18 protein-coding genes are annotated in these 23,058 nt (G+C 75.2%); 13 read left to right on the forward strand and 5 right to left on the reverse strand.

Features of this window, described 5'->3' with window-relative positions; all coding sequences use genetic code 11:
• Nucleotides 1-52 precede the first annotated feature (52 nt).
• The 4 genes from rpoZ to MA879_RS02535 all read left to right on the forward strand — a co-directional run bounded on the left by rpoZ (nt 53) and on the right by MA879_RS02535 (nt 5,216).
• Complete coding sequence (gene rpoZ / locus MA879_RS12740) at nt 53-514, forward strand: DNA-directed RNA polymerase subunit omega (protein WP_248123149.1); 462 nt, start codon at nt 53-55, stop codon at nt 512-514.
• 7 nt (nt 515-521) lie between these two features.
• Nucleotides 522-1,790: a bifunctional phosphopantothenoylcysteine decarboxylase/phosphopantothenate--cysteine ligase CoaBC gene (gene coaBC, locus MA879_RS02525; RefSeq protein WP_248123150.1), complete on the forward strand. Its 1,269-nt coding sequence runs from the start codon at nt 522-524 to the stop codon at nt 1,788-1,790.
• A gap of 15 nt (nt 1,791-1,805) precedes the next feature.
• On the forward strand, nt 1,806-3,068 hold the full coding sequence (gene metK / locus MA879_RS02530) for a methionine adenosyltransferase (RefSeq protein ID WP_282447529.1): 1,263 nt from the start codon (nt 1,806-1,808) through the stop codon (nt 3,066-3,068).
• A gap of 87 nt (nt 3,069-3,155) precedes the next feature.
• Nucleotides 3,156-5,216, forward strand: coding sequence for a primosomal protein N' family DNA-binding protein (locus MA879_RS02535; RefSeq protein ID WP_248123152.1), 2,061 nt, complete (start codon nt 3,156-3,158; stop codon nt 5,214-5,216).
• A 21-nt stretch (nt 5,217-5,237) separates the two neighbouring features.
• Here the strand turns inward: MA879_RS02535 and MA879_RS02540 are convergent, their stop codons facing one another.
• A complete protein-coding gene (locus tag MA879_RS02540; RefSeq protein WP_248123154.1) occupies nt 5,238-6,281 on the reverse strand; it encodes an alpha/beta fold hydrolase in 1,044 nt (347 codons plus the stop codon).
• A gap of 162 nt (nt 6,282-6,443) precedes the next feature.
• Between MA879_RS02540 and MA879_RS02545 the strand changes: the two genes are divergently transcribed.
• The 6 genes from MA879_RS02545 to holA all read left to right on the forward strand — a co-directional run bounded on the left by MA879_RS02545 (nt 6,444) and on the right by holA (nt 16,053).
• Nucleotides 6,444-7,634 (forward strand): alkaline phosphatase PhoX, encoded by a 1,191-nt coding sequence (locus MA879_RS02545; protein ID WP_248123156.1) that lies wholly within the window; start codon nt 6,444-6,446, stop codon nt 7,632-7,634.
• Between the two features lie 197 nt (nt 7,635-7,831).
• Nucleotides 7,832-10,336, forward strand: coding sequence for a leucine--tRNA ligase (gene leuS / locus MA879_RS02550; RefSeq protein WP_248123158.1), 2,505 nt, complete (start codon nt 7,832-7,834; stop codon nt 10,334-10,336).
• 31 nt (nt 10,337-10,367) lie between these two features.
• Complete coding sequence (locus MA879_RS02555) at nt 10,368-11,339, forward strand: DegV family protein (RefSeq protein ID WP_248123167.1); 972 nt, start codon at nt 10,368-10,370, stop codon at nt 11,337-11,339.
• A gap of 93 nt (nt 11,340-11,432) precedes the next feature.
• Complete coding sequence (locus tag MA879_RS02560; protein WP_248123169.1) at nt 11,433-12,350, forward strand: ComEA family DNA-binding protein; 918 nt, start codon at nt 11,433-11,435, stop codon at nt 12,348-12,350.
• A 9-nt stretch (nt 12,351-12,359) separates the two neighbouring features.
• Nucleotides 12,360-14,837 carry a ComEC/Rec2 family competence protein gene (locus MA879_RS02565; RefSeq protein WP_248123171.1) on the forward strand — a complete coding sequence of 826 codons (2,478 nt, stop codon included), beginning with the start codon at nt 12,360-12,362 and terminating at the stop codon, nt 14,835-14,837.
• Between the two features lie 193 nt (nt 14,838-15,030).
• Complete coding sequence (gene holA, locus MA879_RS02570; protein WP_248123173.1) at nt 15,031-16,053, forward strand: DNA polymerase III subunit delta; 1,023 nt, start codon at nt 15,031-15,033, stop codon at nt 16,051-16,053.
• 89 nt (nt 16,054-16,142) lie between these two features.
• Here the strand turns inward: holA and rpsT are convergent, their stop codons facing one another.
• Both rpsT and MA879_RS02580 read right to left on the reverse strand, forming a co-directional pair.
• Nucleotides 16,143-16,409, reverse strand: a complete 267-nt coding sequence (rpsT, locus tag MA879_RS02575) for a 30S ribosomal protein S20 (RefSeq protein WP_135030856.1) — start codon at nt 16,407-16,409, stop codon at nt 16,143-16,145.
• A 220-nt stretch (nt 16,410-16,629) separates the two neighbouring features.
• Nucleotides 16,630-17,166: a type II toxin-antitoxin system PemK/MazF family toxin gene (locus MA879_RS02580; RefSeq protein WP_248123175.1), complete on the reverse strand. Its 537-nt coding sequence runs from the start codon at nt 17,164-17,166 to the stop codon at nt 16,630-16,632.
• An 85-nt stretch (nt 17,167-17,251) separates the two neighbouring features.
• On the opposite strand from MA879_RS02580, the gene lepA reads away from it, so the two are divergent.
• Nucleotides 17,252-19,102 (forward strand): translation elongation factor 4, encoded by a 1,851-nt coding sequence (gene lepA / locus MA879_RS02585; protein ID WP_248123177.1) that lies wholly within the window; start codon nt 17,252-17,254, stop codon nt 19,100-19,102.
• The gene (gene hemW, locus MA879_RS02590; protein WP_248123179.1) at nt 19,103-20,380 is read left to right on the forward strand and encodes a radical SAM family heme chaperone HemW; all 1,278 of its coding nucleotides are present in this window, start codon (nt 19,103-19,105) and stop codon (nt 20,378-20,380) included.
• A 21-nt stretch (nt 20,381-20,401) separates the two neighbouring features.
• On the opposite strand, the gene MA879_RS02595 is transcribed toward hemW, so the two are convergent.
• Nucleotides 20,402-20,851: a DUF4870 domain-containing protein gene (locus MA879_RS02595; RefSeq protein ID WP_248123181.1), complete on the reverse strand. Its 450-nt coding sequence runs from the start codon at nt 20,849-20,851 to the stop codon at nt 20,402-20,404.
• A 128-nt stretch (nt 20,852-20,979) separates the two neighbouring features.
• A complete protein-coding gene (locus MA879_RS02600) occupies nt 20,980-21,837 on the reverse strand; it encodes a DUF3097 family protein (RefSeq protein WP_248123183.1) in 858 nt (285 codons plus the stop codon).
• 169 nt (nt 21,838-22,006) lie between these two features.
• Here MA879_RS02600 and hrcA point away from each other — a divergent pair, with 169 nt between their 5' ends.
• Nucleotides 22,007-23,020, forward strand: coding sequence for a heat-inducible transcriptional repressor HrcA (gene hrcA, locus MA879_RS02605; protein ID WP_248123185.1), 1,014 nt, complete (start codon nt 22,007-22,009; stop codon nt 23,018-23,020).
• The last annotated feature ends 38 nt before the right edge of the window (nt 23,021-23,058 follow it).

The following is a 23,058-nucleotide window of genomic DNA, read 5'->3' on the forward strand; positions in this document are numbered from 1 at the left end:
CCCCCTCACGCCGCAGCAGACCGACCGACCGCGAGACCCTCTGGAGACCCACGTGACCGACCAGTACGAAGGCATCGTCAACCCGCCCATCGACTCCCTCCTGGAGCGGGTGGACTCGAAGTACGCCCTGGTGCTGTTCGCGGCAAAGCGGGCCCGCCAGATCAACGCCTACTACTCGCAGCTCCACGAGGGCCTGTTCGAGTACGTCGGCCCGCTCGTCGACACGCACCTGAACGAGAAGCCGCTGTCCATCGCCCTGCGCGAGGTCGAGTCGGACGTCCTGGTGATGCGCGAGGAGCATGCCCACCAGGGTGTCGCGGAACTGGCCGACGAGGAGTTCGGCGACTTCCACCTGCCCGGGGACGACGACCCGTTCGCCGCGGATCTGACCGTCGAGGAGCCGACGATCGAGGGCGTGGAGCCCGAGGCGTACGAGCCGTCGCGTGTGGAGCGTGAGGCGCAGGTGCAGGAGGACGTCACCGAGGGCGTCGACGTCGCCGACGAGGACGCCTGACCGTCCCATGGAGGTCGTGCTCGGTGTCAGCGGCGGGATCGCGGCCTACAAGGCCGCCCTGCTGCTGCGTCTGATGACGGAGGCCGGGCACGCCGTCACGGTGGTGCCCACGGAGAACGCCCTGCGCTTCGTGGGCGCCCCCACGTGGGAGGCGCTGTCCGGCCGGCCCGTGCAGTCGGACACGTTCACGGAGGTGGACCGGGTCCAGCACGTCCACCTCGGCCGCCGTGCGGACCTCGTGGTGGTCGCACCGGCCACCGCCGACCTGCTCGCCCGCACTGCGGCCGGCATGGCCCCAGACCTGCTGGGCAATGTCCTGCTCACCGCCACCTGCCCCGTGGTGCTCGCCCCGGCGATGCACACGGAGATGTGGCTCCACCCCGCCACCCGGGCCAACGTCGCCACCCTGCGCGGCCGCGGGGTCACCGTGGTCGAGCCCGCCTCGGGTCGCCTCACCGGCGCGGACTCCGGGCCCGGCCGCCTGCCGGAGCCCGCGGCCATCTGGGCCGCGGCGCAGGCTGCGGCGGAGGGCGGTGTCGACGGCGGCCACGCCCCGGACCCCGCCCTGGCGCCCCTGGCCGGGCGCACCGTGGTGATCACCGCGGGCGGGACGCGCGAGCCCCTCGACCCCGTCCGGTACCTGGGCAACCGCTCCTCCGGCAAGCAGGGGGTGGCCCTCGCGGAGGCGGCCCTGGCCGCGGGGGCGCATGTGCGGTTCGTCGCGGGCACCATGAGCGTGGATCCGCCCGCCGGCGCGGAGGTGACGCACGTGGAGTCCACGCAGGAGCTGCTGGAGGCCGTCCTGGACCGCGCCGCGGACGCGGACGCGCTCGTCATGGCGGCGGCGGTGGCGGACTTCCGTCCGGCGCACGTGGCCGAGGACAAGATCAAGAAGACGGACGACGGCGGCGCCCCCACCCTCGTCCTCGAGCGGACCCCGGACGTGCTCGCCACGGCGGTGCGGGTCCGCGACGCGGGCGGGCCCATGGCGCCGGTCGTCGTCGGATTCGCCGCCGAGACCGGGGACGCGGACACCACACCGCTCGCGTACGGCCGCGCCAAGCTGGCCCGCAAGGGCTGCGATCTGCTCGTGGTCAACGAGGTCGGCCACGGCCTGGTGTTCGGTCAGGACGAGACCGAGGTCACGGTCCTCTCCGCCGCGGGTGACCCGCCCATCACCCGCACCGGCACCAAGGCGGAGGCCGCCGGAGCCGTCCTGCAGGCGCTGGCGGGCGTGCTGGCCCGGCGAGGCGCCGATCCGGCGCCCGGGCGCTGATCTAGACTGGGCGGCATGACCGAAACCGCCCCGTCGAGCCCCTCCACCGTCGCCGAGCCGTACCGCGGCGTGGGCGGCGGCGAGCTGCGCCTGTTCACCTCCGAGTCCGTGACCGCCGGCCACCCGGACAAGATGTGCGACCAGATCTCGGACGCCATCCTGGATGCGATCCTCGCCGCGGACCCCTCCGCCAAGGTGGCGGTGGAGACCCTCTCCACCACGGGCCTGGTGCAGGTGGCCGGCGAGGTCAACACGTCCGCGTACGTGGAGATACCGAAGATCGTCCGCGAGACCATCCTGGACATCGGCTACGACTCCTCGGCCAACGGCTTCGACGGCGCCCAGTGCGGCGTGAACATCTCCATCGGCCAGCAGTCCTCGGACATCTTCGCGGGGGTCACCCGTTCCCTCGAGGCCCGCGAGCAGGGCTCCGCGGACACCGTTGACGAGCAGGGCGCGGGGGACCAGGGCATCATGTTCGGCTACGCCTCGGATGAGACGCCCACCCTGATGCCCACCCCCATCCACCTGGCCCATCGGCTCTCCGAGCGGCTCACGGCCGTGCGCCGCATGGCGAACTCGCCCCTGCCGTACCTGCTGCCGGACGGCAAGACGCAGGTCACCGTGGGCTACGACGCCGACCATCGCCCCCGCACCGTGGAGACCGTGGTGGTCTCCACGCAGCACCACGACGTGGTGTCCCAGGAGCAGCTGCGCGAGGACGTGGCCGAGCACGTGATCCGGCCCGTGCTCGAGCACTCCGGACTGGACGTCTCCGCCACCCGGTTCATCATCAACCCGGGTGGCAAGTTCGTGATCGGCGGGCCGGTGGGGGACGCCGGCCTGACCGGCCGCAAGATCATCGTGGACACCTACGGCGGCATGGCCCGGCACGGCGGAGGCGCCTTCTCCGGGAAGGACCCGTCCAAGGTGGACCGCTCCGCCGCCTATGCACTGCGCTGGGTGGCCAAGAACGTGGTCGCCGCCGGCCTCGCGGCCCGCGCGGAGTTCCAGGTGGCCTACGCCATCGGCTCGGCCCGTCCCGTCGGGCTGTACGTGGACACCTTCGGCACCGCCACGGTCCCGGAGGACACCATCATCGCCGCCGTGAACGAGGTCTTCGACCTGCGTCCGGCCGCGATCGTGAAGGCGCTGAACCTGCTGCGGCCCATCTACCGCAAGACGGCCGCGAGCGGTCACTTCGGGCGTGAGGAGGCGGACTTCACGTGGGAGCGCACCGACCGGGTGGACGAGCTGCGCCGCGCCGCCGGGGTGTGAGCCGCCACGGACGCGCTGTTCAGCCTCACCGAGGCCCAGGACGCCCCCCGGCTGCCTGAGTCCGCCGAGGGCTGGCCGGAGGACCCGGTGGCCCGGGTGCTGATCGACACGCCCGTCCCGCACCTGGACCGCGAGTTCGACTACCTCGTCCCGCCCGCCCTCGACGCGCGAGCCGTGCCAGGCTCCCGCGTCACCGTGCGCTTCGGCGGGCGGGAGATGACCGGCTGGCTCGTGGCGCGCGTGGCGCAGCCGTCCACCGGCGCCCAGCTCACCGCGCTGTCCGCGGTGCCCACGGCGATCCCCCCGCTGACCGAGGAGGTCCTGGCGGCGGCACGGGCCGTGGCCGCGCGGCAGGCCGGCGTCGTCACGGACGTCCTGCGCTCCGCCGTGCCCGTGCGTGTGGCGGGTGTGGAGAGGGAGTTCCTCGCCGCCGCGGACACCGGACCCGTCACGGACCACCCGGTCTCCGAGGACGCCGCCTCGGACACCCCCGGCGCCGCGACCGCGCGGACCGCGCCGACGGTGTGGGAGTCGCTCGAGGGCGGCACCGCGTTCGTGGCGTCGGCCGTGGCCGGCGACGCCGTCCGGGCCGCCGCCGTCGTCCCGTCCCGGCTGGGCGAGTGGGACGAGGCCGCGGCCCTGGCCTCCCTGGCCGGCGTGGTGGCGGACGCGGGCGGCGGCGTCCTGCTGCTGGTCCCGGACCACCGGGACCTGGACCGGCTCTCCGCCGCGCTCGCGGCGGAGCTCGGACCGGAGGGGTTCGTGCGGATCGGCTCGGAGGACGGGAACACCCCGCGCTACCGGGCCCACCTGTCCCTCGTGACGGGGCGGGTGCGCGTGGCCGCGGGCACGCGGGCCGCGGCCTGGGCGCCCGTGCCGGACCTGCGCCTGGTGGTCCTGTGGGACGACGCCGACGACGCCTACGCCGAGCCGCGCGCCCCGTACTTCCACGCCCGGGAGGCGGTGCTCGAGCGGGCCCGCCAGGAGGGGGCCGCGGTGCTGTGCGCAGGGCCGTCCCGCTCCGTGCCCGTGCAGCGGCTCGTGGAGTCGGGGTGGCTGCTGGAGATGTCCGCCCTGCGCCCGGCCCAGCGCGAGGCCGGCCCGCGTGTGGTGGCCTCCGCGGACTCGTGGGAGGCGGCCCGGGACCCCTTCGCCCGCCGTGCCCGGCTGCCGCACGCGGCGTGGGAGGCCGCGCGCACGGCGCTGACCGGTCCGGCTCCGGGCCCCGTGCTCGTGCAGGTGGCCCGGGCCGGCTTCATCCCCGCCGTGGTCTGCGACCGGTGCCGCACCCCCGCCCGGTGCCGGGCGTGCGCCGGCCCGCTGGCCTTCCGCGACCGCGCCGCGGCCGCCCGGGGCGAGCTTGCCTGCCGCTGGTGCGGCACCCGGGAGCGGGGCTTCCGCTGCACCGAGTGCGGCGCCGCGGGGGTGCGCGCCGGGGCGCGCGGCGTGGACCGCACCGCCGAGGAGCTGGGGCGGGCCTTCCCCCGGGTGCCGGTGCACTCCTCCTCGGCGGACCACCGGCTGGGCACCGTGGGGGACGGGCCGGCGCTCGTGGTGGCCACGGTGGGCGCCGAGCCGCGCGCCGAGGGCGGCTACGCGGCGGCCCTGCTCCTGGACGGCGACGTCCAGCTGCAGCGGGAGGGACTGGACGTCCCCGCGCAGGTGCTCTCCCGCTGGCTGGCCGCGGCCGCGCTCGTGCGGCCGGCCCACCAGGGGGGCGTGGTGGTGGTCACCGCGGAGCACGAGGCGGTGGTGGGGGCCCTGGTCCGGCGCGATCCGCAGGGCTTCGCCGGCCGGCTCCTGGCCGAGCGCCGCGAGCTGCGCCTGCCGCCGGCCTGGCGGATCGCGGAGGTCACGGGGACGGCCGCCGCCGTGGCCGAGTACCTCGAGCTCGTGGAGGCCGCCCGTCGCGAGCGCCGTGCCGCCGCAGGCGACGCCGGCGCCCCGGCTCCGGCGCTGCCGCCCCTGCCGTGGATCGGCCCCGTCCCGGACAGCGCGGACGAGACCCGCCACCGGGCACTGCTGCTGTTCCCGTACGCGGCCGCCGCGGAGACGGCTGTCGTGCTGCGGGCGGCCCGCGCCGCCGCGAGCGCCCGCCGGGAGCAGCCGCCGGTGCGCCTGCGCCTGGACCCGCCCGGCGTGCTCTGATCCAGACCCCCGGGGGGCACCTCAGGTGGCGCGCGCCGCCTGGCGGATGAGGGCGGCGCACTCCACGGGCCGTTCGTAGTGCAGCAGGTGGCCGACTCCCTCGAGCAGGTGCAGGTCCGCCGTGCCGCCGGCCGCGTCGATCGCGGCGGCCAGGGACCGCTGCGCCGCGGGGGAGCCGAGGGGGTCCTCGACCCCTGCGACGAGGGTCACCGGCAGGACCAGGCCGCCGGCCGCCTCGGCGACGTTGGACGTGGTGGAGGCGCGGTAGGCCTCGGTGAGCATGCGCCGGGAGGCGAACCGGGAGAAGTGCCGCCGGTGCTGGTCGTGGGTGTGGGCGAGCACGCGCCGGTCGTCCGTGCGGGTCATCAGCACCGTGGTGGCCCACACCATGGGGGGCGCGCCCAGCAGGGCGCGTCCGGCACGCTCGGGCAGCCGCGCCGCGAGCTCGTAGTACCCCTGGACGGCCGCCGCGGCGGCGCGGGCGAGCAGGGACCCCGAGGCGCCCAGGGCCGGCTCGGCGATGGGGTTGAGCAGGACGAGCGCACGCCAGCGCGCCGGGTCCGCGGCCACGAGGTGCGCGGCCACGATCGTGCCGTACGAGTGCGCCACGAGCACGGGCGGCTCCGCGAGGCCGAGGGCGTCGACGGCGTCCCGGACCGCGGCGGCGTGGTGCGCCACCGTGTGCGGCGCGGCCGGGAAGGGCGCGGAGTCGCCGAAGCCCGGCAGCTCCACCGCGTGGACGGCGAACTCGGGCAGGGCGTCCGCCACCAGTGCCAGACCATGATGGTCGCCCCGGAATCCGTGCACGAGGACCAGCGGCGGTCTCGGACCCTCCGCCCCGTCCGTGGCCGTGCCCGGCCCGGCCGGTCCGTCCTCCCATACGGCCACGGGCACGACGGCGCCGCTCACCGGATCGGGGACGGGGACGTCCCGGCGCCGGAGGGTCCGCGCGGGGGAGCCCGTGAGTGCGGTCGAGGAGGCGTGGGGCCGCGGGATCAGCATCAGGTCCCGGAGTCGCACGCGGGGCGGGCGCTCGGGATCCGGGCGGCGGGGGAGGAGGCGCACTCGTCCAGGCTAGCCGCGCGGCACGGCCGGGCCGCGGACGGGGTCGTCTGCGGCTCATCCGCAGGTGGGGACGGGTTCAGCGCGGGACCGGGGTCTGGTCACCCGCGACGGGTCTCAGGGGAGGCGTCCCGTCAGAGCACCACCCACGAGAGGACCACCGCCATGGATCTCACCCGTCGCTCCTTCGTCGCCGGCACCGGCGCCGCCCTGGCCGCCGCCGTCACCGCGGCCCCCGTCGCCTCCGCCGCCCCGGGCCGTCGCGGCGCCGCCTCCGCCCGCCACGGCGCCACCGCGGTCGCCGACGGTGTCCGCCTGCCCGCCCTGTCCGAGGACGGCATGGTCGCCATGCCGCGCGGCTTCAAGGCCGTGCGCGTCAGCACCATCGGCGTCGAGCCGCTGCTGGACGACCGCGGCGGCTCCGTGATTGGCACCACCCCGTGGGGCTCCTGGCTCTCCTGCGAGGAGACCACCCAGCGCGCCGGCGAGCAGGTCACCAGCTCCGTCGACGGCGCCACCTACACCCTGCAGAAGGATCACGGCTACGTGTTCGAGGTCTTCCCCGCCGAGGTGTCCCGCCAAGTGCCGCGCCCCATCACCGCGTGGGGCCGCGCCGTGTGGGAGGGCGCCGAGATCGGCCCCGACCGCGCCTCCGCGTACCTCACCGAGGACACCAAGGGCGGCCTGTTCTACCGCTGGACCGCCCCCGCGGGCGTCACCCTGCACGCCGGCATCGCCGACCAGCTCGGCCCGCAGGACGGCGTCCTGCAGGCCGCGCAGCTGGTGCGCGACGGCGAGGCCCTGGGCCACTGCGGCCAGCTCACCGAGGCCGACCTCGGCAAGGCCTACCCCGTGCGCTGGATCGACGGCGGCGAGGACCGCCAGGCGCAGGAGTCCGAGCTGCGCACCCAGTTCCCCGGCGCCACACAGCACCGCAAGATCGAGGGCGTCTGGACCGCTGCCGACGGCCAGGGCCTGTTCTTCACGCTGTCCCGCACCTCCGAGGGCGAGTTCCCGGGCGTCGTGGCGGACCAGGGCATGGTCGTCTATTACTCCTTCGCGGAGCAGACCATGACGCTGGTCGAGCACTGGGCCGTGGGCGACTACGTCGACTCCCCGGACAACATCACGGTCTCCCCGTGGGGCGGCGTGGTCATCGCCGAGGACGGCTCCGACCCGAACCACCTGGTGGCCTTCACCGAGCGCACCGGCTCCGTGGCGCTCGCCAAGGACCTAGCCGAGCGCGGCGAGTGGGCCGGTCCCTGCTTCGGCATGGGCGGCACCCTCTTCGCGAACGTCCAGAGCGACTGCACCTATCTGATCACCGGACCGCTGGCGCGCCACCTGGCCCGCTGACGCACCACCCACCGGCGCCACGGCGCCCCCGTCCCGGGTGGGACGGGGGCGCCGTCGTCGTCCGGGTCCACTGCGGCGAACGGCCGCGCCGCCTCCGGCGGGGGCCGCGGGCCGGCACGTAGGATGGCCGGGTCCGCCCCGTGCCCGGGGCCGGACGCCCCCACCCACTCCCTCGAGCAGCAAGGACACCGAACAGCGTGAGCGAGACGTTCCCGAACGCCACCCCGGCCACCCCGCAGATCCCCGCGGACGCCGAGTACTCCTTCGCCGACGTCGAGGCCCGCTGGGCCGGCTGGTGGGAGCAGGCGGGGACCTTCACCCCGCGCGGCGACGGGACCAAGACCCGCACCGTCGTGGACATGTTCCCGTACCCCTCCGGCGACCTGCACATGGGCCACGCCGAGGCGTTCGCCATGGGCGACGTGATGGCCCGCTACTGGATGCAGCGCGGGTACGACGTCCTGCACCCGATCGGCTGGGACTCCTTCGGGCTGCCGGCGGAGAACGCCGCGATCAAGCGCAACGCGCACCCGGCCGAGTGGACGTACGCGAACATCGAGACCCAGAAGGGCTCGTTCCAGCGGTACGGGATCGCCGTGGACTGGTCCCGGGAGCTGCACACCTCGGACCCGGAGTACTACCGGTGGACCCAGTGGCTGTTCCAGCAGCTGCACAGGAAGGGCCTGGCGTACCGCAAGGACTCGCCCGTGAACTGGTGCCCGCAGGACCAGACGGTCCTGGCCAACGAGCAGGTCGTGGACGGCGCCTGCGAGCGCTGCGGCGCCGAGGTCACCAAGCGCACCCTGAACCAGTGGTACTTCCGCATCACCGAGTACGTCGACGCCCTGCTGGACGACATGGACCAGCTCACCGGCCACTGGCCCGAGCGCGTGCTGGCCATGCAGCGGAACTGGATCGGCCGCTCCGAGGGCGCCACCGTGGAGTTCCAGATGGAGGACGGGCCCGTGGTGCCGGTGTTCACCACCCGCCCGGACACCCTGCACGGGGCCACCTTCATGGTGGTGGCCGCGGACGCCCCGCTCGCCCTCGAGCTGGTCGACGACGCCCACCGCGCCGACCTCGAGGCGTACCGCGAGGAGCTGAAGAAGGCCTCCGACATCGAGCGCCAGGCCACGGACCGCCCCAAGACGGGCGTGTTCCTGGGCCGGCACGCCGTGAACCCGCTGACCGGTGAGCGCCTGCCGATGTGGGCCTCGGACTACGTGCTGGCCGACTACGGCACCGGCGCCATCATGGCCGTGCCCGCGCACGACCAGCGCGACCTCGACTTCGCCCGTGCCATGGACCTGCCCGTGCGCGTGGTCCTGGACACCGGCGAGGAGGACCCGGCCGAGACCGGCGTCGCCACCACGGGCGAGGGCACCCTCGTGAACTCCGGCGAGCTGGACGGGCTGAGCAGGGCGGACGCGATCGCGCGCGCCGTGGAGATCGTCGAGGCCAGGGGCACCGGCCGGGGGACCACCACGTACCGCCTGCGCGACTGGCTCCTGTCCCGCCAGCGCTTCTGGGGCACCCCCATCCCCGTGATCCACTGCCCCGAGCACGGCGAGGTCCTCGTCCCCGAGGACCAGCTGCCCGTCACCCTGCCCACCGACCTCAAGGGCGAGCAGCTCGCCCCCAAGGGGCAGTCGCCGCTGGCGGCCGCCGAGGACTGGGTGAACGTGCCGTGCCCGGAGTGCGGGGCGCCGGCGAAGCGCGACTCGGACACCATGGACACCTTCGTGGACTCCTCCTGGTACTTCCTGCGCTACGCGTCCCCGTGGGACGAGGACCGGGTGTTCGACCCCGAGCTGGTGCGGACCTGGCTGCCGGTGGACCAGTACGTCGGCGGCGTGGAGCACGCCATCCTGCACCTGCTCTACGCCCGGTTCTTCACCAAGGCCCTGCACGACCTGGGCCTGGTGCCGTTCACCGAGCCCTTCCGCGCCCTGCTCAACCAGGGCCAGGTGCTCAACGGCGGCAAGGCGATGTCCAAGTCCCTCGGCAACGGCGTGGACCTGGGCCGGCAGCTGGACGAGTTCGGCGTGGACGCGGTGCGCACCACCATGGTGTTCGCCTCCCCGCCCGAGGACGACGTGGACTGGGCCGACGTCGCCCCCGCCGCCGCCGGCCGCTTCCTGGCGCGCGCCTGGCGTCTGGCCCGGGACGTGCGCGCGTCCGGGGGGCAGGCGGGCGATCCCGCCGACGGCGCCCTGGCGCTGCGCCGCGTCACACACCGCACCCTGCACGACGCCGCGAAGCTGGTGGAGGACCACAAGTTCAACGTGGTGGTGGCCAAGACCATGGAGCTCGTCAACGCGGCCCGCAAGGAGATCGACGCCGGCGCCGGCGCGGGCGACCCCGCCGTGCGCGAGGCCGCCGAGGCCGTGGCGATCCTGCTGTCCCTCGTGGCCCCGTACGCCGCCGAGGACATGTGGGTCATGCTCGGCCACGAGCCCTCGGTGGTGCGCGCCGGCTGGCCGGCCGTGGACGAGTCCCTCCTGGTGGAGGACACCGTCACCGCGGTGGTCCAGGTCAAGGGCAAGGTCCGCGACCAGCTGCAGGTCCCCGCGGACATCACCGCCGCGGACCTCGAGGAGCGCGCCCGGGCGTCGGAGAAGGTGCGGAACTTCATCGGGGACGCGGAGATCGTCAAGGTGATCGTGCGCGAGCCCAAGCTCGTGAACCTCGTGATCCGCTGACCCAGGCCCCCGACCGCGGAAGGAGACGGGCATGGCGAGCATCGAGGCCTGGCGGGACGACGCCGTCGAACGCCTGCGGGCGCGCCGCGGCCAGCTCGTGGGTCGCGCCCGCTACGGGCTGCGCCCCCCGCGCCGGGACCGCACCGCGATCGTCACCGACTCCTCCGCGGCCCTGCCGGACGCGGTGCTCGCCCACCCCTTCGCCGCGGGCATCCGGCAGGTCCCGCTGGCCGTGATGGTCGGGGACCAGATCCACACCGAGGGCGACGACGACCTCGCCCTCGACCTGCCGCTCGCCCTGGCCGCGGGCACGCCGGTGCGGACCTCCCGCCCCTCACCCGGGGCCTTCCGGGCCGTGTACGCCGACCTCGCCCGCGCCGGCTACGCACGGATCGTGTCCGTGCACCTGTCCGGGGAGCTCTCCGGCACGGTGGAGGCCGCGAGCCTGGCCGCGGTGGACGCGCCGTGCCCCGTCAGCGTGGTGGACTCCCGGACCGCGGGGCTCGCCCTGGGCATGGGGGTCATGGACGCCGCCGTCGAAGCCGGGTTCGGCCGCCCGGTCGACGAGGTCGTGGCGCGGGCGCGGGCGGCGGTCACCGGGGCCACCGTGCTGGTGACGGTCCCCAGTCTCGAGCCGCTGCGCCGCGGCGGCCGCGTGGGCGCGGTGTCCTCCCTGCTCGGCACGCTCCTGCAGGTCCGGCCCGTGCTGTCCCTCGACGACGGCGCCCTGCACCTGGCGGACCGGCCCCGGACCACGGCGCGGGCGATCGACCGGATGGTGGAGCTCGTGGCCGACCGCGCGGCGCGCTCGCGGCTGCGCGTGGCCGTGCACACCTACGGCGACGAGGTCGGCGCGCAGACCCTCGTGGAGCGGCTCCAGCCGCACTCGGCCACCCCCGTGCCCGCCGTCCCGCTGCCGGCCGTGCTCGCCGCCCACGTGGGCCTCGGCGCGCTGGCCGTGGTGGCCGTGCCCCTCGACCCGGACACCGCTCCGGAGGGCTGACCACTCCTGCACAGGCGCCCCGCCCGGGCGGGGCGTCCACCGTGCCGGGTGCGGGAGGGGCGCAGGAGACGCACCGGAGCGCACGCTGGCTCCGTGAGCGCCCCCCTCCTCGACCCGTCCCGCCCCGGCGCCCCCGCCGACCCGCCGGTCACCGCCGCCGACCTCCGTCCGGTCTCCCCGGACTGGGAGCGGCCCCCGGACCGTGCCCCACTGCTGCGCTGGCGCGCCGCCGGCACGGCCCTGCTCCTCGTCCTGGTCGCCGCCGCGGCCTGGTGGGCGGTGCGCTGGCTGACCTCGCCCGTGCCGCCGTCCGTGGCGGGACCCTCCGCGGCGGCGCCGGCCGCGCCGGCCCCAGCATCACCCGGGGTTCCCGGTGTCCCGGCGGCGCCCTCCGCCGCGGCCGGCGCAGACGCCGGGGCCAGCGCAGGCACCGCAGCCTCGGCCGCGGGCTCCGACCCGGCGGCCGCAGACCCGAGCGGGCCCGCCGGTGGCCCGGGTGCGGCCACCGGTCCCGCGGTCCTCCGCGTCCACGTGGTCGGTCAGGTCCGCCGCCCCGGCGTCGTCGAGCTGACCCCCGGCGCCCGGGTGTCCGACGCGGTCGCCGCCGCCGGCGGAGCGAGCGGAGACGCACGCACCGACAGGATCAACCTGGCCGCCCCCGTGGCCGACGGCCAACAGGTGGTGGTCCCCGACGCGGACACCGACCTCACACCCGACACCGCCGGCCCCGGTGCGGCCGCCGATGCCGCCGCCGGGCCCGGGAGCACCGACAGCTCCACAGCCGGGGGAACCGGAGGAGCCGCGGCGGCCCCCGGCGACGACCGCGTGGACCTCAACACGGCCGACGCCGCCGCCCTCGAGACCCTCCCCGGGGTCGGCCCGGCCACCGCGGAGAAGATCATCGACCACCGTCAGTCCGTCGGCCCCTACACCGGCCTGCAGGACCTCGACGCCGTCCCCGGGATCGGCCCCGCGACCCTGGACCGGCTGGCCGACCACGTCACGTGGTGAACGGCACCCATGGCCGACCGCGCCCCCGCACCCGTCGACGCCCGATGGGTCCCCGCCCTGCTGACCTGCCTCCTCCTCGGGCAGGCCGCGCCGACGTGGCCGTCCGGGGCCTCCGCCGTCGTCTCGGTCGGCTGCCTGGCGCTCGCGGCGGCGGCCGGACTCCGCCTGGCCCTCGGCCGCCCCCACCCGGACGGGCGACGGCGTGGACTGCTCACCGCCTGCGTCCTGGCCGGGGCCGCCAGCGCCCTTCTCGTCCAGCACGTCTCCCTCGACCGCGCGGGAGCCGAACACGTGGGCTGGCCCCAGGCGGTGGCCGACGCCCGCGCCCTCCGCCTCGAAGTCGTGCCCACGGGGGAGCCCACCGCCTCCGACGCCCGCTTCGGGCCCCGCTGGCACCAGCCCGCTCGCGTGGAACGCCTCGGCCACCCGCCCCGAACCCTCGCCCCCGCCGTCGACGTCGTCCTCACCGGCCCCGGCACCGCCCCCACCCGCACCCCGCGCCTGTGCCTGGTCGGCGTGCCCGAGGCGCGCGACGGCACCGTGTTCGTCGCCGCACAGGCCACCCCCACCGCCGGCGCCTGCGGGACCACCAACCCCGGGACCGACACCCCCACGACCACCGGCCGGGACGCCCTGCGCGCCGCCCTGCGCCATGCCGCCGCCGACGGCGTGGGCACCGCGCCCCAGCTCATCCCCGGCCTCGTCCTCGGGGATCGCACCGCCCAGTCCCCGGAGCTCGATCAGGCCATGAAGGACGCCGGCCTCTCCCACCTCTCCGCCGTCTCCGGGGCCAACTGCGCCCTCCTCATGGGCGCCGTCACCCTGCTCCTGCGCACCCTCCGCCTGCCCCGCGCCGCCGTCACCGCCGCGGCCCTCGGCTCCCTGGCCGTGTTCGTCGTCATCGTGGGGCCCGAACCCTCCGTGCTCCGCGCCGCCGTCATGGGCGGGCTCGGCGCGCTCGCGGTGTTCCTGGGGCGGGGTCGGCAGGCGTTCTCCCTGCTCAGCGCGGGCGGCACCGTCCTGCTCGTGGCGGCACCCTCCCTGGCCGGCGAGGTCGCCTTCCACCTCTCGCTCGCGGCCACCGCCGGGATCGTCCTCGCCGCCGCGCCGGCCGACGGGTGGCTGCACGGCCACCTCGTCCGCGTCCTGCCCGACGTGCCGGCCCGCTGGCTCTCGTCCTCCCTCGCCGTGACCGTGGCGGCGCACTTGGCGTGCCAGCCGATCCTCCTGGCCATGACCGGCACCGTCAGCACATGGTCCGTCCCGGCGAACCTCGTCGCGGCCCCGGCCGTGGCGCCGGTGACGGTGCTGGGCACCCTCGCCGCCGCGGTCGTGCTGCCCGCTCCGGCGCTGGCCGGGGCGCTGGTGGCGGTCATCCAGTGGCCGGCGGCCTGGATCGGGGCGGTGGCCCTGACGGCCGCCGACGTTCCGGGGGCGGTCCGGCCATGGCCCGGGGGAGCCCTCGGCCTCTCCCTGGGCGTGCTGCTGACGGTGGCCACGCTGGCCGGGTTCCGGCTCGTGCTGGTCCTGGAGCGCACCCCGCGGGCCCCGGTCCGCCGGGTCGGCCGCTCCGCCCCGCCGGCGCGGGACCGGCTGCCCGCGGGGGGAGTGCTCACCGGAGTGCTGGTGACGGCCGCCCTGGGGACGGGCGCCGCCGTCGTGGTGCCGCGTCCGGCGGGGGTAACGCCGGAGGGCTGGGCACTGGCGTTCTGCGACGTCGGCCAGGGGGACATGGCGGTGTTCCGCTCGGGCCCGGCGTCGGCCGTGGTGGTGGATGCCGGCCCGGATCCCGACGCGGCGCGGCGGTGTTTGGAGGACCTGCACGTGGAACAGGTGGACGCCCTCCTGGTGACGCATCTGCACGCCGACCACGCCGCCGGGGCAGCCGGACTCTCGGGGGGCCTCGCGCCGGCGGAGGTGCGCCACGGGGCGTGGTCGGGCAGCGGCGGGGCCGGACGGGAGGAGCCGGGGATGCCGCCGCCGGTGGGGTCGGTGCCGCTGGCCACGGGACAGGCGGGTGCGGCGGGGCGGACCGGCTGGGAGGTGCGATGGGAGGTCCTGCTGGCAGACCCGCGGGCCGCCGAGCACAACGACGCCTCGGCCCAGCTGCTGGTCACGGTGGAGGGGGACGGGGGAGCGGTCCGCACGCTCGTCACGGGGGACCTGGAGGAGACCGCGAGCGCGGCGTGGGCGGCCGGGCGCCGGTCCGATGCCTCCCCGCCCCCGCGGGTGGACGTGCTCAAGGTGGCCCACCACGGGGCCCGCAACGGCGGCCTGGACGTCCCCGAGGCGGTGGGGGCGCGCCTGCATGTGGTGTCCGTGGGCGCGGACAACGACTACGGCCATCCCCACCCGGTGACGATCTCCGGTCTCGAGCGGCTCGGGCCGGTGGCGCGCACCGACCTCCACGGCACCCTCGCCCTGGTGCCCGCCTCGGACGGGTCCGTGCGTGCGGTGACCGTGCGGGCACCGGCTGGAGCACCCTGACGCGCGGTGCGCGAGAAAACAATGTTCATTATTGACGAACGGTGTTCGGACAGCGGATAGAGGTTTTACCCGTACAGGATTACCACCACTACATCGCCACCCCAGATGAGCCTCGAAGACGGGGGTAGGAGAGCCTCCGGCACAGCCCACCCACATCGAAGGACCGCCGACCGCCCCGCCTAGGATGGAGACCATGTCCGCCGCACGCAGCTCCCGTCCCTCCCGCGGTGCCCGCGGCGCCGATCCGCTCGCCTGGCGCCAGGCCCAGCCGGGGCCGTTGATGCTGCTGCGGGGCCCCGAGGACTACGCGGCCCGCTGGGTCACGGACCGGGTCCTCGCCGCGCTGCACGAGCACCACGGGTCCCTGGAGACCCACACGTTCCGGGCGGGGGAGTACCAGTCCGGCCAGCTCGCTCAGGCCGCGAGTCCGTCCCTGTTCGCCGAGCCCACCCTCATCCGCGTGGACGGGCTCGAGTCGATGAACGACGCCTTCCTCGAGGACGCCCTCCGCCTGGTCGAGGCGGGCCCCGGCGCGGACGACGTCACCGTCCTGATGCGGCACGCCGGCGGCAACCGGGGCAAGAAGCTGATCGACGCCGTCGCGAAGGCCGGCACGGTGGTGGAGTGCCCGGCGCTGAAGCGGGACGAGGACCGCCTCGCCCTGCTGCAGGCCGAGTTCCGGGAGGCCCGGAAGCGGATCGACGAGGACGCCGCACGCGCCCTCCTGCGGGCCGCGGGGTCCTCCCTCACGGATCTGGCCTCGGCGTGCCGACAGCTGATCGAGGACGTGGAGGGACCCGTCACCGAGGAGGCGGTGGAGACGTACTACGGCGGTCGGGTGGAGGCCACGAGCTTCGCGGTGGCGGACGCGGCCCTGGACGGGCATGCGGCGCGGGCCGTCTCCCTCGTGCGCCACGCCCTCGCCACCGGCGTGCACCCCGTGCTGGTCACCTCCGCGCTGGCGCTCAAGGCCCGCCAGGTGGCGCGGATGATCGACGCGCGGGCCGGCCAGGACGAGCTGGCCTCGCTCCTGGGGGTCGCGCCGTTCCAGGTGCGGTTCGTCCAACAGACGGCGCGGCACTGGAGCCCGGCGGGCATCGCGCAGGCGGTCGAGTGGATCGCCCAGGCGGACGCGGAGGTCAAGGGCGGCTCGCGCAACCCGGACTTCGCGGTCGAGCGCGCGGTGATCCGCGTGGCCACCGCGGTGCGCCGCTGACCCGGCCCGCGCCCGCAGGGGCGGCGCCACCGGTACGACAACGGCCCCCGACCGAGAGGTCGGGGGCCGTTGTCGCCTGCGCGGGAGGATCAGGCGGTGAGGGCCTTCACGCGCGCGGCGATGCCGGACTTGCGGTTCGCGGCGTTGTTCTTGTGGATGACGCCCTTGGAGGCGGCCTTGTCCAGCTTGCGGGAGGCGGTGCGCAGGGCGGCGACGGCGGCGTCGGCCTCGCCGGCGGCCACGGCCTTCTCGACGGCGCGGATGGCGGTCTTCAGCTCGGACTTCACCGCCACGTTGCGCTGGCGCGCCTTCTCGTTGGTGAGGATGCGCTTCTTCTGGGACTTGATGTTAGCCAAATCGGGTCCTTCGTCTGCAGGCACGCGGAGGGGTCCGCGCGCCGGATGAACAGGGGGTCGTGGAGGGTGCCCGGGTCCGTCGACTGAGCGGCGTGGGGAACACCAGGTGTGAACGTCCCGGGGGTGCCCGTCGACCGGCGGACACAATGCGGACAACCCTACCATCCGCGGCCCGTGGAGCCGGGAGGCGGACACGCGGGTCCGCGCCCGTGGCGCAGGGTCAGCGCTCCCAGCCCTGGACGCGGGCGAGCGCGTCGCCCACCGCCTCGAACCGGGCAGGGTCCAGCACGCCGCCCTCGCGGCGCACCCGGGCCGGGTCCACCCGGAGCACGCGGTCCAGCTTGGCCTCGGAGGGGCGACCGCGGCGGTCCCAGGGGCCGGAGCCCACGTCCACGTAGTCCGCGTCCGTGCGCACGCCGTCGTTGCGGTCCCGCGTGGTGAGCATGAGGCCCAGGAGGTGCTCGCCCTCGCGGCCCACGAGGAGCACCGGACGGTCCTTGCCGCGGCCGTCCATCTCCTGGTACGGCACCCACGTCCACACGACCTCGCCGGGACCGGCGGCCGGGCCGGGCAGCGGCGCGTACTGCACGCGCGCACGGCCCGTGAAGTCGGGCAGCGGTGCGCCCCCGTCGTGCCGCCGGGGCGGTGCGGGACGGGCGGGGGAGTCGGGGCGGGCGCCGCGCATCTCCTGGACCGCCGTGAACAGGCGGTAGGCGCGGCGGCCGAGGGACAGGGCGCGGTGGAAGTCGAAGGCCATGGCGCCGAATCTATCCGGCGCGCTCCCGCATGGAAGAATGGGCGGCCAGTGTCCCCCGCTCCCGAGTCACCACGAGGATGTGCCCGTGTCGCCCCTGGCGTCCCAGCCCCCGGTCCCCGCCGCCACCGACCCCTCGGTGATCCGCAACTTCTGCATCATCGCCCACATCGACCACGGCAAGTCGACCCTGGCCGACCGCATGCTGCAGGCCACCGGCGTCGTCCAGCCGCGCGAGATGAAGGCGCAGTACCTGGACCGCATGGACATCGAGCGTGAGCGCGGCATCACCATCAAGTCCCAGGCCGTGCGCATGCCGTGGGAGCGGGACGGGGTCAACTACGCCCTGAACATGATCGACACCCCCGGGCACGTGGACTTCACGTATGAGGTCTCCCGCTCGCTGGCCGCGTGCGAGGGCGCCATCCTGCTCGTGGACGCCGCGCAGGGCATCGAGGCGCAGACCCTGGCCAACCTCTACCTGGCCATGGAGAACGAGCTCGAGATCATCCCGGTGCTCAACAAGATCGACCTGCCCGCGGCGGACCCGGAGCGCTACGCCGCGGAGATCGCCAACCTCATCGGCTGCGAGCCCGACGACGTGCTGCGGGTCTCCGGGAAGACCGGCCAGGGCGTCGAGGCGCTGCTGGACCGTGTGGTCGAGCGCCTGCCCGCCCCCGTGGGGGACGCGGACGCCCCCGCCCGCGCCATGATCTTCGACTCGGTGTACGACACGTACCGAGGCGTCGTGACCTACGTGCGCGTGGTGGACGGCAGGCTCTCCCCGCGCGAGAAGATCAGGATGATGTCCACGGGCGCCACGCACGAGCTGCTGGAGATCGGCGTGTCCTCGCCGGAGCCGGTTCCCACCCGGGGCCTCTCGGTGGGCGAGGTCGGCTACCTGATCACGGGCGTGAAGGACGTGCGCCAGTCCAAGGTGGGCGACACGGTCACCAACAACGCCCGCCCGGCGTCGGAGAACATCGGCGGCTATGCGGACCCCAAGCCCATGGTGTTCTCCGGCCTGTATCCGATCGACGGCTCAGACTACCCGGTGCTCCGCGATGCCCTGGACAAGCTCAAGCTCAACGACGCCGCCCTCGTCTACGAGCCGGAGACCTCCGTGGCGCTGGGCTTCGGGTTCCGGGTGGGCTTCCTCGGTCTACTGCACCTGGAGATCGTGCGCGAGCGCCTCGAGCGCGAGTTCGACCTGGACCTCATCTCCACCGCGCCGAACGTGGTGTACGACGTCATGCGGGAGGACCGGGAGGTCGTCACGGTGACCAACCCCTCCGAGTTCCCCGAGGGCAAGATCCTCGAGGTCAAGGAGCCGATGGCCTCGGCCACGGTGATCGTGCCCAGCGAGTACATCGGCTCCGTGATGGAGCTCTGCCAGGCCAAGCGCGGCCACCTGCGCGGCATGGACTACCTGTCCGAGGAGCGCGTGGAGATCCGCTACTGGATCCCGCTGGCGGAGATCGTGTTCGACTTCTTCGACCAGCTCAAGTCCCGCACCAAGGGGTACGCCTCGCTGGACTGGAAGGCGGACGGGGACCAGGTGGCGGACCTCGTGAAGGTGGACATCCTGCTCCAGGGCGAGCAGGTGGACGCGTTCTCGGCCATCACCCACAAGGACAACGCGTACTCCTACGGGACCATGATGACGGGCAAGCTCAAGGAGCTCATCCCGCGCCAGCAGTACGAGGTGCCGATCCAGGCGGCGATCGGCTCCCGCATCATCGCCCGCGAGAACATCCGCGCGATCCGCAAGGACGTGCTCTCCAAGTGCTACGGCGGCGACATCTCCCGCAAGCGGAAGCTGCTGGAGAAGCAGAAGGAGGGCAAGAAGCGCATGAAGATGGTGGGCCGCGTCGAGGTGCCGCAGGAGGCGTTCATCGCCGCCCTGTCCTCGGACGGCGCCGAGCCGGCGAAGAAGTAAGTGCCCGCCGTCCTGCCGCTGGGCCAGCCCGTGCCCGACGACGGCACGCTGCCTCCCGAGGTCGCCGCGCGCGTGCGCGCCGCGGCGGAGGCGGGGGAGCCCCGCACGTTCAGCCTCTACGTGCACGTGCCCTTCTGCACCGTGCGATGCGGCTACTGCGACTTCAACACCTACACGGCGGAGACGTTCGGTCCGGGCGCCGGCCGCGGCGACTACTGGGAGTCCGCCGTGGCGGAACTGGACCACGCCGTCGCCGCCCTGGAGCGCTCGGGGGTGCCCGCGCGCCCGCTGCACACCGTCTTCGTCGGCGGGGGCACGCCCACGCTCCTGCCGGCCGCCCACCTGGTGCGCATCCTGGCGGAGGCCCGCGAGCGCTTCGGCCTGGCCGAGGGCGCGGAGGTGACCACGGAGGCGAACCCGGACACGCTCACCCCGGAGTACGTGGCGGAGCTGGCCGAGGGCGGGTTCACGCGCCTGTCCGTGGGGATGCAGTCCGTCGTGCCGCACGTGCTGTCCACGCTGGAGCGCACGCACACCCCGGCGAACGTGCCGGCCGCGGTGGCGGCGGCGCGGGCGGCGGGGCTGGAGGTGTCCCTGGACCTGATCTACGGCACGCCGGGGGAGTCCCTGGCGGACTGGCGCACCACGCTGGAGGCGGCGGTGGCCATGGCCCCGGACCACGTGAGCGCGTACTCACTGATCGTGGAGGAGGGCACCCGGTTCGGCGCGCAGGTGGCGCGCGGGCAGGTGCCGGACGTGGACCCGGACCTGCAGGCGGACGAGTACCTGCTGGCGGAGGAGCTGCTCTCCGCGGCCGGCTTCCGGTGGTACGAGGTGTCCAACTGGGCGCACGACCCGGAGGGCGCCGGTGTGCACCGGGCCCGGCACAACGTGGCGTACTGGCGGGACCAGGACTGGTGGGGCGTCGGCCCCGGCGCCCATTCGCACCTGGCCGGCGTGCGGTTCTGGAACGCCAAGCACCCGGCCGCCTACGCGCAGCGCCTGGCCACGGGCGTCACCCCCGCGGTGGGACGGGAAATCCCCGACGACGACGCGCGCCGCCTCGAGCGCATCATGCTCGCCGCGCGGACGGTGGAGGGCCTGCCCCTGGCCGAGGTGCGGGACGGGATGGACCCGGAGACGCTGCGCACCCGGGTGGCGGCGCTGATCGCCGACGGGCTGGTGGACGGGCCGGCCGCGCTGGCCGGGACCGTGGTGCCCACGCTGGCCGGGCGGCTGCAGAACGACCGGATCGTGCGGGACCTGGCCGGGTTCTGAGCCGGCCTGCGCCCGGGCGCGTCAGCGCAGCAGGCGCAGGTTGAACGGGTACCGGAAGGGGCGGCCCTTGGCCACGTGGGAGGCGCCCATGACGCCGTAGAGCGCCAGGGCGATCCAGACGAGGCCGCCGAGGATCGCCAGGAGGTCCCCGATGTGGGGGATGCCGCTGAGGAAGAACAGCAGCAGCAGCACGAGGGTGGGGGCCAGGGAGAAGTTCAGCGCCTCCTTGGACTCCTGCGCGGTGAACGGTCCGCGGTCCCGGTAGAGCAGCCAGACCACGAGGGGACCCACGGCCGTCAGGGCCAGGGAGAGGTGGGCCAGGGCGGCGCGGTCCCGGTCCTGCTTGGCGGTCAGGGGCCCACGGCGTCCGGCGGCGTCGTGCAGCCAGGCCGGGGCCTCGGGGCCGGCCCCGCGCGGCGGGGCGGCGGGGGCCGCGGCGTCGGGGGTGCGGCTGCTGTCGGTGGTGACCACGGTGCTCCTCGTCGGATCGGACGGCCCCGGCGCCTCGTGCGTGAGGGGACGCGCGCGGCGTCCGGGCCAGCCCAGTGTACCGACGGCGCCCGCCCGCTCCGGAGTGCCACCCGGAGCGGGGACGACGGTCAGGACCCCGGCGCGGTGAGGAAGTCGATCAACTCCTCGACCCGTCCCAGCAGCGCCGGCTCGAGGTCGGCGTAGGTGGAGACGTGGGAGAGGAGCCGCTTCCAGCCCAGGCCCGTGGCCTCCTTGGTGCCGTGCGGCCAGCCGAGGCCCCGCAGGACGCCGGTCTTCCAGTCCTGGCCCCTCGGCACCACGGGCCACGCCTCGATGTCGAGCACGGCCGGCTTGATGACCTGCCACACGTCCACGTACGGGTGGCCGAGGATCAGCACGTTGCCGGCGGCGCCGGGCACGCGCATGGCCTCCGCGGCGATCCGCTCCTCCTTGGACCCGGCCACGAGATGGTCCACGAGAATGCCGAGGCGACGGCCGGGGCCGGGGGAGAAGTCACGGATCGCCCCGGCGAGGTCGTCCACGCCGTGCAGGGGCTCCACCACGATCCCCTCCAGGCGCAGGTCCTCGCCCCAGACCTTCTCCACGAGCTCGGCGTCGTGCACGCCCTCCACCCAGATCCGGGAGGCGCGGGCCGTGCGAGCGCGCGTGCCGGCCACCCGGCGGGAGCCGGAGGCGGTGCGAGCGGGGGCGGCGGGCGCGGACGCGCGCGGGGGCACCAGCACCACGGGCTCGCCGTCGATCCAGAAGCCCGGGCCGAGCGGGAAGCCCCGGCGCACACCCCGGCGGTCCTCGAGCACCACCACGTGCGTCCCGCCGGAGCGCTCCAGGGCGACGACGGCGCCCACGAACCCGCTCGTGACGTCCTCCACCACGGTGCCCGGGCGGGCCTGGGCCTCGACGGCGGCGCGACCGGCCGGGCGGGTCAGGTCCTCGTGGGCCCCCGGCCCCCAGCTGCTCCAGTCCATGGGGACACACGCTAGCAATCGCCAGGAACCCGTCCGCTCGCCTGTGGGCGGAACGGGCGCGCCCGCCGCGACGCCGGGCGGGGGCGGTCGCTAGCATTGGCACTTGTCCGCGCCGAGTGCCAGCGGACGTCCGTGCCCGTCCGCCCGTCAGCCCCGGAAGGAGACCCCCGTGACCGACCAGCCGCGCCGCCTGCAGGTGCTGCAGGCCATCGTGGAGGACTACGTCTCCCTGCGGGAGCCGGTGGGCTCGAAGGCGCTCGTGGAGCGGCACGGCCTGGGCGTGTCCTCGGCCACGGTGCGCAACGAGATGGCCGCGCTCGAGGAGGAGGGGCTGATCGTGGCCCCGCACACCTCGGCCGGCCGCGTGCCCACGGACAAGGGCTACCGCGTGTTCGTGGACCGGATCTCCGAGGTCAAGCCGCTCTCCGCCGCCGAGCGCCGCGCCGTGCGCACGCTCCTGGACTCGGAGGCGGACACCGAGCACATGATGGAGACCACCGTGCGGCTGCTCGCGCAGCTCACCCACCAGGTGGCCGTGGCCCAGGTCCCGCACGAGGACGGCTCCACCGTCCGGCACCTGGACCTCGTCTCGCTCGCCCCCACGCGCGCACTGGTGGTCCTCATCCTCTCCACCGGCCGTGTGGACCAGCGGCTCGTCACCTTCGACGAGCCCGTGGCGGACGAGGACCTCGCTGTGCTGCGGGCCCTGCTGCTCTCCCTGATCGACGGCCTCGGCCCCCTCCAGGCGTCGGCCGTCCTGGACGCGGCCGCGGACCGGGTGCCGCCGCCGCGGCGGGCGAGCGCCGACGTCGTCGTGGCGGCGGTGCGGAGCCTGCTCGAGGCGGGCCGGCAGGATCGGATCGTGCTGGCCGGCACGGCCAACCTGGCCCGCAGCCCCCAGGACTTCCGGTCCTCGATCGGCCCCATCCTGGAGGCCCTCGAGGAGCAGGTGGTGCTGCTGCGCCTGCTCACCGAGATGGAGCAGGACGCCCACGGGGTGTCCGTGCGGATCGGCGCGGAGAACGGCGCCTCCCTGTCGGACACCTCGGTGGTGGCCGCCGCCTACGGGCCCGGCGCCGTGGCCAAGGTCGGCGTGATCGGCCCCACCCGCATGGACTACCCCGGGACCATGGCCGCGGTCCGGGCGATCGCCCGCTACCTCTCCCGCATCCTCACCATGTGAGCGCCTCACGCGCCCCCCACCCGACCCGACCCGACCGA

Source organism: Micrococcus lacusdianchii, from assembly GCF_023155805.1.
Classification (GTDB): Bacteria; Actinomycetota; Actinomycetes; order Actinomycetales; family Micrococcaceae; genus Micrococcus; species Micrococcus lacusdianchii.

Coding starts and splice junctions, on each gene's coding strand:
- MA879_RS02565 (WP_248123171.1), top strand. CDS start 12,360: ATGGCCGACCGCGCCCCCGCACCCGTCGACGCCCGATGGGTCCCCGCC.
- holA (WP_248123173.1), top strand. CDS start 15,031: ATGTCCGCCGCACGCAGCTCCCGTCCCTCCCGCGGTGCCCGCGGCGCC.
- MA879_RS02580 (WP_248123175.1), bottom strand. CDS start 17,166: ATGGCCTTCGACTTCCACCGCGCCCTGTCCCTCGGCCGCCGCGCCTAC.
- MA879_RS02555 (WP_248123167.1), top strand. CDS start 10,368: ATGGCGAGCATCGAGGCCTGGCGGGACGACGCCGTCGAACGCCTGCGG.
- metK (WP_282447529.1), top strand. CDS start 1,806: ATGACCGAAACCGCCCCGTCGAGCCCCTCCACCGTCGCCGAGCCGTAC.
- MA879_RS02600 (WP_248123183.1), bottom strand. CDS start 21,837: ATGGACTGGAGCAGCTGGGGGCCGGGGGCCCACGAGGACCTGACCCGC.
- coaBC (WP_248123150.1), top strand. CDS start 522: ATGGAGGTCGTGCTCGGTGTCAGCGGCGGGATCGCGGCCTACAAGGCC.
- MA879_RS02545 (WP_248123156.1), top strand. CDS start 6,444: ATGGATCTCACCCGTCGCTCCTTCGTCGCCGGCACCGGCGCCGCCCTG.